Genomic DNA, 13,765 nt, shown 5'->3' with positions numbered 1-13,765 from the left:
ATCCTACTCTAAACCAAGTAATTCATGGAGATCGGAAAGAGCGCGGGGTCAAACGTGCGATAGCTTACATCCGGGTCAAGCCAGGCGGCCGATGCGCGGGCCGGGCAGGATGATCCCGGCGAGATTGACGGGGTCGGGTGCGGGGAGATCGGCCGGGCCTGCGGCGTCGGCCTCGCGACGAACGGCTCGCATCAGGTCCAAAGCTTCGGGGCGGGCGAACTGTTCGCCGGTGAAGCCGTCGATGAAGCGGCCGCCACGGATCTGGCCTTGTGCTTCGAGCTTCCTGAGGACGGGCAGGAGTTCACGCCAGGGGGGAGCTCCGGCTTCGCGGGCCAGCAGATCGCGCATCAGCACGCCCCAGCGCAGCAGAAGCTGTTCGGCCCACTTCTGCAGCCTTTCAGAAGGGTCGCCGCAGGTGCGTTGGACGAGCGCCCAGCGGCCGGCGGCGTGCCGGGGGCGGGCATGGCGGCCGCGGCCTTCCCCACGGCGGCGTTTAGGGTCAATGATGGAGCGCAGGTTCTCGAAGCCGTCGGCGGTGACCAGGCCCGCGGCCACCAGTTCCCAGAGGGCGTCTTCGACTTCGCTGGCGAGGTGGCGGGTGGTGCGGACCAGGTCGCTAAAGAACAGAGCCTTCTCGGTCCGGAGCAGTTCGAGCACATCCCTAGCGGGGTGGGAAAGCGACTCGGAACCAGGGTCAGCGTCATGGCGGCTGAGCAGCCAGTCCGCGTCGTCGCGCAGCATCATGGCGATGGGGGCTAGTTTGGTGGGCCGGATGCGGCGGCCTTCCTCTTCCAAGGCGGGATGAGGGGAGACGCGGGCCCAGGTGACATCGCCGGAGAGGCAGAGGTCGTCGAGCAGGTCGGGCTGATAGTTGGCGATGCGGCGCGGGAGGAGATGGGTTTCCCAGACGGAGGCTGCTGCTTCGTAGCCCTGCAACTGGCGGATGACTTCGAAGAGGCCGTCCGCGCCATGGAGCTGGGTGCCCGGTGAGACGTGCTGCCATTTCGCGAGGAAGGCGTGGAACTGCTGCGCGGTGACGGGTGCGATTTCACGGCGCAGGCGGCCCAGGGTGGTGCGGTGGATGCGGGCGAGTACGCGGCGATTGCACCATTCGAGTTCCGTGGCCGCGGGTTGGGAGAAGTGGCCGCTGAGCACCTGGCCCTCGAATTCAAGGCGGGCCATGGAGGCCTCGATCTCGCTGAGCGGGAAAGCCAAGGTGTCTGAGAGAGCCTGCAGGGTCGACGGGCCGGTGGATTCCATCCAACCTCGCAGGATGGCGAGGACATCGCCGGCGGCGGCCTTCTTTTCCGTTGGGACCCAGAAGGGCCGGCCATTGCGGTGCAAGGTGGAGGCGCGGCCGGTTTGTTCGAGTTGCTGGTAGAAGTGGGTCCACTTCGGCTCCGGCGGCAGCGTGATGAGGGTGAGCAGCGCGTCGTGGAGTTCGTCGGCATCGCGTACTTCCGGCCAACTCTCGGCGGCGACCTGGGCGATGGCGGCGGGGTCGAGGATGCCGGTGCCGTCGGTGATGTCTGTGCGCAAGGTCTGGCGGAGCTGGACAGCGCGGGCGCGGCGTTCCTCCAGCGGTGCGTCGTCGAGGAAGGCGTAGGGGTTGGCGTTCAGCATCTCGTGGGAGAAGACCGAGGGGGCAGGCAGGTCGAGGACGACGGTGCGGATGACGCCCTGCTCGATGGCCGCGAGCACGTCAATAAGCCGGTCGAGGTCCATTGCTTCGTGGAGGCAGTTGTCGATGGTTTCGTTGACGAGTGGATGGTCGGGGATCTGGATGGGTCCGGTGAGGTTCTCGGCGCAGGCGACCTGATCGGGGAAGACGGCGGCCAGCAGGTCTTCGGCGCGCATGCGCTGGATGGGCGGAGGGACGCGTTTCCCACCGTTGAAGCGGAGGATGGCGAGGGCTCGAGAGGCGTTCCAGCGCCAGCGGGAGCCGAACATGGGGGCGTCGAGCAGGGCCTGGGTGAGGACGTCGCGCACGGTGGAGGCTTTGAGGAACTGGAAGATGAGTTCGAGGGGGAAGGCGTGGCGGTCGCTGAGTGAGATGACGATGCCGTTATCGGTGGCGGCGGCCTGGAGTTCGAAGTTGAAGGTGCGGCAGAACCGTTTGCGCAGCGCGAGGCCCCAGGCGCGATTGACACGGGAGCCGAAGGGGGCATGGAGGATGAGCTGCATGCCGCCGGACTCGTCGAAAGAACGCTCGGCGACGACGGTGTCGAGGGTAGGCAGCGCCCCGAGGCGGGCGACCCCTTCGCGGACATAAGCGATGGCCTGGACGGCGCCGGCGGTGTTCATGCCGCACTCGGCGACGAGCCACTCCGCGCCATCGGGCTGGAGGAGACGCTGGCGGAGGCGCGCCACCGAGGCGGAGAGTTCGGCGGAACGGCCGGGCGCTTCGCCGAGCCAGAAGGGGATGGAGGGGGGCTCTCCGTGGGCGTCCTCGACATGGACGCGGCCCTTCATGACGTGGCGGATGCGCCAGGAGTGGGTGCCCAGCAGGAAGACATCGCCAGTGATGCTTTCGACGGCAAAGTCCTCGTCGAGGGTGCCGACATTGGTGCCGTCCGGTTCAGCGACCACGGTGTAGAGGGAATTTTCGGGGATCGCTCCGCCGGAGGTGATGGCAGCGAGGCGGGCTCCGCGGCGGCCCCGGATCCAGCCGTTGACCTGGTCGCGATGAAGCATGGCGCCGCTGCGGCCACGGGAGGTGGCGATGCCTTCGGAGGCCATCTCGATGACGGCGTCGAAGCTGGCGCGATCGAGGTCGCGATAGGGGTAAGCGGAGCGGACGAGTTGGAACAGGTCGTCGATGCGCCAGGGCTGGGCCGCCGTTTCAGCGATGATTTGCTGGGCGAGGATGTCGAGCGGACTGTGGGGGATGGCCACGTGTTCGAGGTCGCCGGAACGGATGGCATGGATGATGGCGGCGCACTCGATGAGGTCATCGCGGGTGGACGGGATGAAGATGCCGGCCGGCTTGGCGCCCACCCAGTGGCCGGAGCGGCCGATGCGCTGCAGGGCCACGGCTATGGAGCGGGTGGAACCGATGAGGATGGCGAGGTCGACCGTGCCGATGTCGATGCCGAGTTCGAGAGAGGCGGTGGCGACGACGGCGCGCAGTTCACCTGCTTTGAGGCGGGCCTCGGCGTCCAGGCGAAGGGTCCGCGAGAGGCTGCCGTGATGGGGCAGGACGACATTCTCGCCCAGGCGTTCCGAGAGGGCATGCGCAATGCGTTCGGAGAGGCGGCGGGTATTGACGAAGACGATGGTGGTGCGGTGGGCGCGGATGTGGGCGGCGAGGCGGTCGTAGATCTCGGCCCACATTTCACTGGTGGCGACGGCGCCGAGTTCATCGTCGGGGACCTCGATGGAGAGGTCCATTTCGCGGCGATGGCCGACGTCCACGATGGAGACATGTGGTGAGAGGAAGCGGGCGACCTCCTCGATGGGCTTCACCGTGGCGGACAGGCCGACTCGCTGCGGCGGCCGGGGGCAGAGGGCGTTGAGGCGGGCGAGAGTGAGGGCGAGATGCGAGCCGCGTTTATCGCCGACGATGGCGTGGATCTCGTCGACGATGACGGTGGTGACGGTGGAGAGGAACTTTCTGGAACGGTCGGCTGTGAGGAGGATGTAGAGCGATTCGGGCGTGGTGACGAGGATGTGCGGAGCGTGCTTCGTCATGCGCTGGCGATCGGCGGCGGGGGTGTCTCCGGTGCGGATGGCCGTGCGGATGGGCGCCAGGGTGATGCCCTTCTCTTTAGCGAGGGCGGCGATCTGGGCTAGCGGGAGCTCGAGGTTCTTGTGGACGTCGTTGGAGAGGGCTTTGAGGGGCGAGACATAGACGACCTGAGTCTCGTTGGGGAGTTCGCCCAGGCGGGCGGCGCGAATGAGGCGATCTATGGCCAGCAGGAAGGCGGCGAGTGTTTTGCCGGAACCGGTGGGCGCGGCGACGAGGACATCGCGGCCGGCGGAGATCTGGGGCCAGGCGTTGACCTGGGGCGCGGTGGGCTGCTGGAAACGCGCGGCAAACCACTCCTGCACCAGGGGATCGAAGCCAGAGAGGGGTGAGGGACGAATGAGCACCTCGCTGGTCCCATTATCGCAAGGGACGGCGGGCGATGCAGGGCTTACTTTCCTTTTTCTTCGCCCATTGTTTGCGGTTCGTTTCGCGAAGTTGGGCAGATGTGAGGCGGGGCGGCCGATTCATGGACGCTTTTCCGGCATGTGGCCATCTACTGGGGTACGGCTATTGCGGACATCCTAAGCATTTCGATGCCTGCCTGTTTTGACGCGCAACGATGCACTAAAGAGAGGCAAAAGAATGAACGTAACATCAGTGATTCTGGAACAGATCGATCGAGAGGCGGAAGTGACCCGCAGGGCCCTGGAGAAGGTACCGCAGGGCAAGAACGACTGGAAGCCGCATCCGAAATCGATGCCGCTGGGCCAACTGGCTCACATGGTGGCCACGATGCCGTCGTGGATTTCCATGATTGTGAAACAGAAGGAGCTCGACATTAAACCCGCGAATGGCGGCAACGGCGGCAGCCGGACTTTCGAATCGACGAAGGAATTGGTGCAGGCTCACGATAAGGCGGTGGAAGAGGCTCGGCAGGCGGTGTCGCAGATGAGCGAAGCGGACCTGCAGGGCAAGTGGCGGCTGCTGGAAGGCGGCAAGGTGGCGATGGAGAACCCACGCTACCTGTTCATCATGGACAACTTCAACCACCTGGCACACCATCGCGGACAGTTGACCGTGTACCTGCGCCTGAATGATGCGACGGTGCCGGCCATCTACGGTCCGTCGGCGGATGACCACCGGTTCTAGGGCTCTGGACGAAGAGGGGGGCTTATGTCCGACACGGTTCGGCAAGTGGAGTACTTCCACATCTCGATTGCGAACAAGCCGGGGGAGGCGGCTCATGTGCTGGATGTGCTGAGCCAGGCTGGAGTCAATATGATGGGCTTCTGCGGCTTCCCGCGAGGCGCCCGGCAGTCCCAGCTGGATTTCATAGCTGAGGACTCGGGTGCGTTGCGGCGCGCGGCGGCTGATCACGGATTGGCCCTGAGTGACGGGAAGCAGGCCTTTGTGATCCGCGGCAAGGACCGGCCGGGCGCGATCGCGGCGGTGCTGGATGCGCTGGCGCAGGAGAAGATCAAGGTGACCTCGCTGCAGGCGGTGAGTTCGGGCGATGGCTCGTACGGCGCGCTGCTGTGGGTGAGGGCTCCCGATGTGGAAAAGGCTGCGCTGGCCCTTTCAGCCCTGCCGGCGACGGTGGATTCCGAGCCCCTGGACATCGTGGATTTGGCTTCTGAAGAGTCGTTCCCGGCGAGCGACCCGCCGCCGTGGAACTGACGGACAGAACAGGCGGTCAACTCATGCCGGATGAACGGATGGAGCACGATGAGATGGGCGAGGTGCGTGTGCCCGCGGCGGCTCTATATGGAGCCCAGACGCAGCGTGCCGTGGAGAACTTCCCGATTAGTGGAATGAGACTGGGCCGTGAGTTCATTCGCGGCCTGGGTCTCCTCAAGAAAGCGTCAGCGGTAGCCAATGCGCGGCTGGGGACGCTGGAACCCGAAATTGCCTCTGCGATTGGATCTGCCGCAAAGGAGGTGATTGCGGGGCGGCACGATGACCAGTTCGTGGTCGATGTCTTTCAAACGGGCAGCGGCACTTCCACGAACATGAATGCGAATGAGGTGATCGCGCACCTGGCCTCGGCGCAAAGCGGGCGTGAGATCCATCCCAACGACCATGTGAACCGCAGCCAGTCGAGCAACGATGTGATGCCGAGCGCGTTGCACGTTGCCGCGGTGGAGATGCTGGCGGATCAACTGGCGCCTGGCCTGTTGGAACTGGAAGAGGGGTTGCGGCGAAAGGCCCAGGAGTTCGCCGGGATTGTCAAGATTGGGCGCACGCACCTGCAGGATGCGGTGCCGCTGTACCTGGGCGATGAGTTTGGCGGATATGCGCGGCAGGTGGAGACGGCGCGGGAACGGATTCGCTGGGCGGGCCTGGCCTTATTGGAGCTGCCATTGGGCGGGACGGCGGTCGGGACCGGCTTGAACGCGCCACGCGAGTTCGGCGGTGTGGCCGCCGGACTGATCTCCAATTGGACGGGCCATCCATTCCGGGAGGCTGTGAATCACTTTGAGGCGCAGGCTGGGCGCGAAGGTGTCGCCATGCTGGCCGGGGCGTTGAAGACGTACGCGGTGGCTTTGACGAAGATCGCGAACGATTTGCGGATGCTGGCCAGCGGGCCGCGCTGCGGCATCGGGGAGATCCGCCTGCCGGCGGTTCAGCCAGGGTCGAGCATCATGCCCGGGAAGGTGAATCCGGTGATCCTGGAAAGCACGCTGATGGTTTGCGCGCAGGTGATGGGCCTGGAGACCGCGGTTGCGTGGTGCTGTGCGGGCGGGCAGTTAGAACTGAATGCGATGCTGCCGCTGATGGCGTTCGACCTGCTGGAGATGATCCGGCTGCTGGCGGCCGCTTCGCGGAATCTGCAGGAGCGCTGCATCGGCGGGATCAGCGTGCAGCAGGAGGCGATTGCGCGCATGACGGAGCAGTCGTACGCGCTGGCGACTGCGCCGAGTCCCGAGATCGGTCATGCGGCAGCGGCAGCGATCGCACAGGAGGCGGAGCAAACCGGGAGCAGCGTGCGCGCAGTGGCGCAGCGGCGGACCGGGCTTTCCGCGGAGCGGTTGAATGAACTGCTGGATCTGCGGCGGCTGGCCGAAGGGGGCTAAGGGAGCGTTTGCAGCTTCAGGTTGCGGAACGTGATTTCATAGCCCTCGGCTTCGAGGCCGATGTAGCCGCGGCGCATGCCGACGCCGGTCAACTCGTTCACGACTTCGCCATTCACGGAGAGAGTGATGGTGTCGCCCTGGGCGCGGATTACGAAGTGGTTCCATTCGCCGGCGGGCTTCACGCGGTTTTCCTTCATCTGTGCTTTGAGATTGAAGCTCTTGAGGCCGCCGTCGATGAAGTTCTGCCCGAAGAGGTAGGCTCCGGCGAGGCCCGTCTGGGCCTGGTACCAGATTTCGCCCTGTTTGGAGAGGCGAATGCCGATGCCGCTGTTGTACTTCGTCTCGCCGTCCTTGGGGGTGAAGCGCCAATCGGCCTCGAGGACGAAGTCAGAGAGCTCCTTATCATAGCGGAGCCATTCGTGGCCGCCGTCGCCGGTGCAGATGAGGGTTTTGGCGGCGGTGTCGACGCGCCACTGGATCTTGGGGTTGACTCCGGAGACGGCCGGGATGGGGAGACGGCTCCAGCCTTGCAGGTTTTCGGCGGGCAGGAGATCGACGGGGTCGGCCGCCTGGACGGGGGCGATGGCGCAGGCAAACAGAATAGAAACAGCTATGAATGTCTTCATTTGAGGAACCGTTGGTACGATATCACGAGATAAGGGGGCGGCGTGGAGGATGCTCGGTGGAGGACGCGTCTGTGCCGGGTGCGCGCTTGCTGCCGGTGCGCGGTTCGCTGCGCGGTGGGGACGCTTACGCGATGGGTCGCGCCGCTGAACTGAGTGGAGCCTTTCGGTGGCTATCCGCTCACTGACGTTCACGGCTCCGTTTGCGGCTTCATCTGATTCGGCGGCCTGGAGGGGCATGCGGGACTCCGTGGAAGACACGCGGGTAGCCCGTCACTTGCGTTCCGGGACTGGGGTTGGGCCCGCCCGGGCGACCTGCAAGGGACGCCCCGGAATGGGGATTGAGGTGAGGTTGTCAAAGATCCGGTCCGGAGGGGCGAGTCCGGTTGGCTTCGATTCGTCAAGTCGCGGCGACGCTGCCTGGACGTGGCGTTTAGAGGCCAGCTACGTCGTAGTTCAGGTTGGGCAGCCCGTCTGGGCCGACCAGGTTGGCTTCGTTCCGTGGAACGCGGATGGGCTGCAGATCGGCGATGGGGTCCTGGTTGTCGGGGTGGTTGGAATCGATGCCGGTGGTGAGGTGTTCGAGGGCTCGGCGGGGGCGGCCATAGCCTTCATAGAAGAAGAGTTCCTCGGTGTTCTTGGTCAGGCGCGAGACTTCGGCCAGGGGGACGTTCTCGCGAATGCCTTTGACGACGTCGGGGTGCTGCTGCCCGAGGGCGGCGCGTTCGGTTTGCAGTTTGCTGAGCTCTTTGATGGCGCGGTACAGGCCGCGTTCGAGGTCGCGACGGTAACGGGCGTAGCGGTCGAGTTTGGCGGCGTGGGGGTCTGTCTCGGCCAATGGGTCCGTTTCGGCAAGGATGAGCGATTCGAAGAACTCGATGCGGCGGAGGTTCCAGGTGTGGGAGAGGATGCGGTGGAAGATCTCCTCTTCGAGGCAGCCGAAGGGGCGGGTGTCGAGGCGCAAGGTGGCCTGGAGGGCATTGAATTCGGCGCGGTCCTCGGGTGTAATGTCGAGGTTGCGGGCGGTGAAGCCGTGGCTGCGGGCGTTCTGGGAGGCGCGGGCCTTGCCGATGGGGGACACGGGTCCGGTGGAATGTTTCGCATTCGCCTGGTTGGCGTTGATCTGAGCTGCGGTCGCCATGATGTAAATCTCCTTGTAAATGAAAATGGCCGGCTTGGTGGCCGGCGCGATTCCAGGGTAAGGGGTGGGTCAAGGGGAAAGGGATGGTTTTGGGAAGCCGGTGTTGAGAATAAAGGATAAAAAGATTTTGAACTCCTGTGAATGAAGACGGCTTATTGGGCGAATTGGGGGAGAAGTGGTGACGCGGGTTCGCGGCGATGGCGATCGTCATCGTGGGCGAAGCGTGTTGAAACGCGGAAGCCTGGTGGAGGCAGCCGAAATTGCGGCCTACGGCACGATCCACGTCCCCGCCGCCTGCCAGCCGGTGTCGCGGGTGAGGGCGTCCAGCGTGCGGACATAGAGGTTTTTCGTGCCGCTCATCGGGGGTTTCAGCGTCAGGGCGACGTGCAGAACCCGATTTCCCTCCGCCAGCTCGAGGTAGCTCTGTCTCGAATTGATCGAGCAAGCGGAGCTGTCCAGCAGATTGGAATCCGTGAGCGGCGTAGCTGGGCCGACAAAGAAGCCGAGGTCGGACGAGTACATCCACAATCCGTTGCCGGCCTCATCGTAGTGGACGAAGCAGAACGGCTGGCCGCCGCCGTCCGGCGCCGCCGCGATGAGGAACTGCTTCCAGCCAAGGGCGATGCCCGCGAAGCCTGGGAGGTCCGGATAAGCCAGGGCGAAGCCTGTTGTGGAGCCGCTGCCGCCCTGCGGCGAGGCCATCAATACCGGCAGGGGCGTGGCCGCCTGGGTCCAGGCGCCGCGCTGCACCCAGCCCGTGTCGTAGTTGGAGAGATCCATGGCTCGCAGGTACACGTTGCGCGTCGCCGGGGCTTTGAAGACCACATCCAGGTTCAAGGACAGCGTCGATCCGCTGGCGGCCACGGTGGATCCGGCTGTACTGAGAGCGCAATGGGAGCCTTGCAGTTCCAACGACGCCAAACCGGGAGCCACAGGGCCCCGGAAGAAGCCGTAGACGTCCGAGTACAGCCAGAAGCCGTTGCCCTGGACGTCGTAGTGAAGGAAGCAGAACGGCTGGCCGCCGCCGTCGGGGGCTGCGCCGAACAGGAGTTGGACCCAGCGCAGGTCCTTGGATGCTGGCACTCCGGAGAACTGGGCCTGGAAGATCTGCCGGAATCCGGCGCCGGCTGACGGGGTGAGGCTGACGACCGCGGTGGTGCCTGCGATGAGGGGCAGAGGGTCGCCGGCGAAGTTGTTGATGGGATTGCCGTCGGCGGCGTTCGAGACCTCGACGATGTTGGTGATGGATGGCAGCGCAGCGGCCAGCACGGTGGCTTTCAAGGTGATCACGCTCGACGCGCCCGCGGCCAGCGCCGCCGGATTCGTACAAGTGACCACCTGGCCGGCGGCGGAGCAACTCCAGCCCGTTCCGGTAGCGGAGGAATAGGCCAGACCGGCGGGCAGCGGGTCAGTCACGGTGATCGTACCGCTGGTGGCCGAGCGTCCGGCGTTGGTGACAGTGATTGTGTAGACCACTGTGCCACCGTTGGACGCGGGACCGGAATCTGTCAACGCAATGGTCAAATCAGGCGCGTCGGGCGACAGGACCGGCGCCGGGAGCGGGGTGCTGGAAGTGATCCCGTTACCCAACTGGCCAAATAGCGAGGTGCCCCAGGTCGCCACGGTGCCGTCGTCCAGTAAAACGGCGCTGTTATTGGAGCCTGCCGAGATGGCGACTGCCGGGCGCGGCAAGGGGACCCGGACCGGAACCAGCCGGTTGACCGTCGTGCCGTCGCCCACCTGGCCGTAGTCGTTCTGGCCCCAGGCCCAGACAGTGCCATCGTTTTTGAGAGCCAGGCAGTGCAACCGGCCTGCGCTGATGGCCACCATCCCGCTGAGCCCGCTGACAGGAACCGGCGAGGGCTTGGCGGAGGTGGTGCCGTCGCCCATACCGCCCCCCTGGAGGGTGCCCCAGGTCCAGACTGTTCCATCGTTTTTCAAGGCGAGCCCGGCATGGAAGTGGATGGACACAGCCGTGATGCCGGTGAGCCCCGGCACCTGGATGGGGCTCAGCCGGTCCGTTGTCGTGCCGTCGCCCAGTTGGTTGTAGGTGTTGTTGCCCCAAGCCCAGACGTTGCCGTCGGACGTCAGGGCCACGCTGCTGTCGTCGCCGGCGGCGGCATCGACGACGCCAGTGAGGCCAGGAACCTGAATCGGGCTCTGCCTCTCAGTTTGAACCGTGCCGTCGCCCAACTCGCCATACACACTGGTACCCCACGCCCAGAGTGCCCCATCGTTCCGGACTACGAGAGTACGATAAAGGGCCGCAGTCACTTTGACCACGTTCGACAGGCCAGGAATGGTCTGGGGCACCAATGAGAGTTGTCCGGACGCGTAACCCAGACCAGACCATTCGTTCAGACCCCAACTGACCACGGTCCCATCCTGCCGCAGCACCAAGCTATGGACGGTGCCGGCCGCCGCGGCGGCCCCCTGCGTGAGGCCGATTGCCTGCACAGGGGTAGCGCGCGGCGATGCTGTGGTTTGATCGCCAGTTTGCCCCATCTCGTTCATGCCCCAGCCCCACACGGTGCCATCCTGCTTCACTGCCAACAAGGAATAGTCGCGGGCCGCCACCTGTTTGACACCCGTCAAGCCGGCTACGCGCTTAGGCATGGCGCGAGACACCGGTGTGCCGTTGCCGAGCTGGCCGAAGCGATTATTGCCCCAGGCAAGCGCGGAGCCGTCAGCACGAAGGACATAGAAGGAGGCTGTGGCCGAGGGGCCGCTGGTGGCTATGGAGACCGCATTGGCGATGCCATTCACCTGGACAGGCAGTTTACTGCCGGAGGTCCGCCCCCAAAACCAGACAGTGCCGTCCTGCTTCAAGGCCATGCTGTCGCCATACCCCGCTGCGATGGCCACCACGCCGGTCAAACCCAGCACGGGCGCCGGCGGACGGTGACCGGTGGTGGTTCCGTCTCCGAGCTCTCCCGCTCCGTTGCCACCCCATCCCCAAACTGTCCCATCCGCAGTCAGTGCCAGGCTGTGGAGCTCGCCCGCTGCGACTGCGACGGCGCCGGACAGGCCTGGGACCTGTACCGGATACGGGCCCACCAAATTTCCCCCGGACTGTCCGGATCCGCCAGAACCCCAGCCCCAGACTGTGCCATCGGCACGCAGCGCCAGGGAATGTACGGTTCCGGCTGCAATGGCGGCCACGCGGTCCAGGTTCGCGACGGCAACGGGCGTGGGGCGGTCGAGTGTCGTTCCGTCGCCCAACTGTCCCGAGGAATTGAGGCCCCAGGCCCATACCCGGCCATCGCGCTGCAATGCGAGCGAGTGGCGGCCGTACGCGGCCACCGAAACTGCGCTGGTGAGTCCAACCGCCTGCACGGGGGTGAAGCGGTCCGCCTGGGAGCCGTCGCCGAGCTGCCCCCGGGAGTTCCGTCCCCACGACCAGACCGTCCCGTCGCTCTTCACCGCATGACTGAGGTTGAGGGCGGCCGCGATGGCCACCACGCCGTTCAAGCCGCTGACCCGCGTTGGGACGCTACGGTCCATTCGTGTTCCATCGCCAAGCTGACCATTGGTGTTGGAGCCCGCAGTCCAGACGGTCCCATCGGAGGCCAGGCGCACGGAGTGGGCCTCGCCTGCCGCGTAGGCACCCATGGGTGGCGACGCCACCGATTGAACGAGGGTGGCCGTGTTGTTGGCGGGGTTTCCGTCGCCCTGCACGTCCACGCTGACCGTGCTCGAGACTGACGGATAGGCGGACTGGTTTACCTGCGCGGTGAGATAGAGGACACTGCTGCTGGCTGGGGTAAGGGGACCCTGCATGGTGCAGGTGACATCCTGGCCGGCGGTCTGGCACGTCCAGCCGTTGCCGGAGCCGCCTCCCGGCACCAAGCCGGCCGGCAATGTGGCGGCGACGGTGATCGTGCCCGAGGTGGAGGTGTCACCCGTGTTCGTAATGGTGACGACGTAGCCAGCCAAGCGAGTGACTGTGAACGGCACACCGGCTGTGAGAGCGATGGAGAGATCGGGCGCCGCGGCGGACCGGACTCCCGATTGCGTTGCGCCAGCAGTCGCGACCGGCGCGGACGCTGAGGTGGCCAGGGGCGGACCTTCAATCCAGGCCACGGCCCAGCCCGCGGCGAGGTCGGCCACCGCGCCCTGGGCTGCATGGCGCTGGGTTGTCCAGCCGCTTTCGTTGAGCGCGAAGCCGGAAGTCCCCCAGCGCACCTCACGAGCGAGTTGGAGGGCGCCAGGCCATGCCACCGCATCCTGGCGGGCTGGCGCGGGCCGCACCTGCCCTGCCTGGATTGTGATCGCGCCGTCCAGCGGTCGGCCTGCCAAGCGCGTGGGCCGCAGCCGCAGCGTGTGTGCCGGAGCTCCGCTGCAATCGGCGCCAAAGACCAGCACGGAGCCGTCCTGGGCCCGCGCCGCGCTACACTCGTCGCCGGCGGCGATGGAGGTGATGCCGGAGAGGTCCGGGACCTTCGCAGGTACAGAGCGGCTGAGCAGCGTGCCGTCGCCCAACTGGCCCGACAGATTCGCACCCCACGCCCAGACCACCCCGTCGCGATCGAGCGCCAGCGAATGACTGCCGCCGGCCGCCACCTGGACGATGCCGGCGAGTCCGGGCACCTGGCTCCAGCCCAGAGTTTCCTGCGTATCCCCGGTGCCGAGCTGCCCCTGATGATTGGCCCCCCACGCCCAGACGGCGCCGGTTTCGGTGAGTACCAGGATGTGGCGGCCGGCTGTGGAGACGGCAATGCGGGCTGCCCCCGGCAGGACTCCGAGCCCGGCGATGGGGTAGAGCGGCTGCGACGGGCCGGTTTTCTCCTGAAGAAGGTAGATCGTTCGGTGAGCAGGCGTGCCCGCGTGCAAGGGCTGGAAGGCGGTGAAGCAGAGTAGTGAAAGAGCAGGGAGGCAAGGGAGCGAGCACGAAACAGACACGGCGGATCACCTTCTTGCCTTGCGGCATAGGCACTCGTCCCCTCAGCCGCAAGACGGAAATGAAGCGTGAATCGAGCAGTACTCCAACGGAAAACTACGCCAAAGTGGCGGCTAGTTCCGCTCCAAGAGGATATTCTCTCACTTTTATCAGGCCGGCTCGGGTATACATTCGTCGTGCGGTAAAACAGCGTTGCCCAGCTCCCGCCGATCCGGAGCGTGCGTAAGGAGTCGTGGTCGCCTTCAACGCGCATGGGTTGAAAACGGAGGCAGTGCTCAATCCGATATCTGGAAATCGAAATCCGGCAAATGGGAAGGGATGGATGTAATGAGCTCATTT

Annotated in this window: 7 protein-coding genes; 3 read left to right on the top strand and 4 right to left on the bottom strand. The window is 65.5% G+C overall.

The genetic code is table 11. The features are described 5' to 3' along the window. Positions 1-75 precede the first annotated feature (75 nt). Positions 76-4,092 (bottom strand): DEAD/DEAH box helicase, encoded by a 4,017-nt coding sequence (locus ACR9Y2_RS22560; RefSeq protein WP_435043919.1) that lies wholly within the window; start codon positions 4,090-4,092, stop codon positions 76-78. Positions 4,093-4,330: 238 nt separating this feature from the next. Here ACR9Y2_RS22560 and ACR9Y2_RS22555 point away from each other — a divergent pair, with 238 nt between their 5' ends. From ACR9Y2_RS22555 to ACR9Y2_RS22545, 3 genes are read left to right on the top strand one after another with little or no spacing between them, the layout of a single operon-like run. After that, entirely contained in the window at positions 4,331-4,837 is a 507-nt protein-coding gene (locus tag ACR9Y2_RS22555) for a DinB family protein (protein ID WP_435043918.1), read from the top strand. Positions 4,838-4,861: 24 nt separating this feature from the next. Then, positions 4,862-5,365, top strand: a complete 504-nt coding sequence (locus tag ACR9Y2_RS22550) for an ACT domain-containing protein (RefSeq protein WP_435043917.1) — start codon at positions 4,862-4,864, stop codon at positions 5,363-5,365. A gap of 23 nt (positions 5,366-5,388) precedes the next feature. Then, on the top strand, positions 5,389-6,762 hold the full coding sequence (locus ACR9Y2_RS22545; protein ID WP_435043916.1) for a class II fumarate hydratase: 1,374 nt from the start codon (positions 5,389-5,391) through the stop codon (positions 6,760-6,762). On the opposite strand, the gene ACR9Y2_RS22540 is transcribed toward ACR9Y2_RS22545, so the two are convergent. From ACR9Y2_RS22540 to ACR9Y2_RS22530, 3 genes are all read right to left on the bottom strand, one after another. Then, positions 6,759-7,388 (bottom strand): 3-keto-disaccharide hydrolase, encoded by a 630-nt coding sequence (locus ACR9Y2_RS22540; protein WP_435043915.1) that lies wholly within the window; start codon positions 7,386-7,388, stop codon positions 6,759-6,761. The genes ACR9Y2_RS22545 and ACR9Y2_RS22540 overlap by 4 nt on opposite strands. Positions 7,389-7,818: 430 nt before the next feature. Next, positions 7,819-8,526 (bottom strand): hypothetical protein, encoded by a 708-nt coding sequence (locus tag ACR9Y2_RS22535; protein ID WP_435043914.1) that lies wholly within the window; start codon positions 8,524-8,526, stop codon positions 7,819-7,821. Between the two features lie 267 nt (positions 8,527-8,793). Then, positions 8,794-13,428, bottom strand: coding sequence for a hypothetical protein (locus tag ACR9Y2_RS22530; RefSeq protein ID WP_435043913.1), 4,635 nt, complete (start codon positions 13,426-13,428; stop codon positions 8,794-8,796). Positions 13,429-13,765: the final 337 nt, after the last annotated feature.

The sequence above is a fragment of the Paludibaculum fermentans genome, from assembly GCF_051172195.1.
In the GTDB taxonomy this organism is placed as follows: Bacteria; Acidobacteriota; Terriglobia; order Bryobacterales; family Bryobacteraceae; genus Paludibaculum; species Paludibaculum fermentans_A.
The sequence above is the reverse complement of the archived record's forward strand: the minus strand, read 5'-3'. Positions and strand labels throughout refer to the sequence as shown.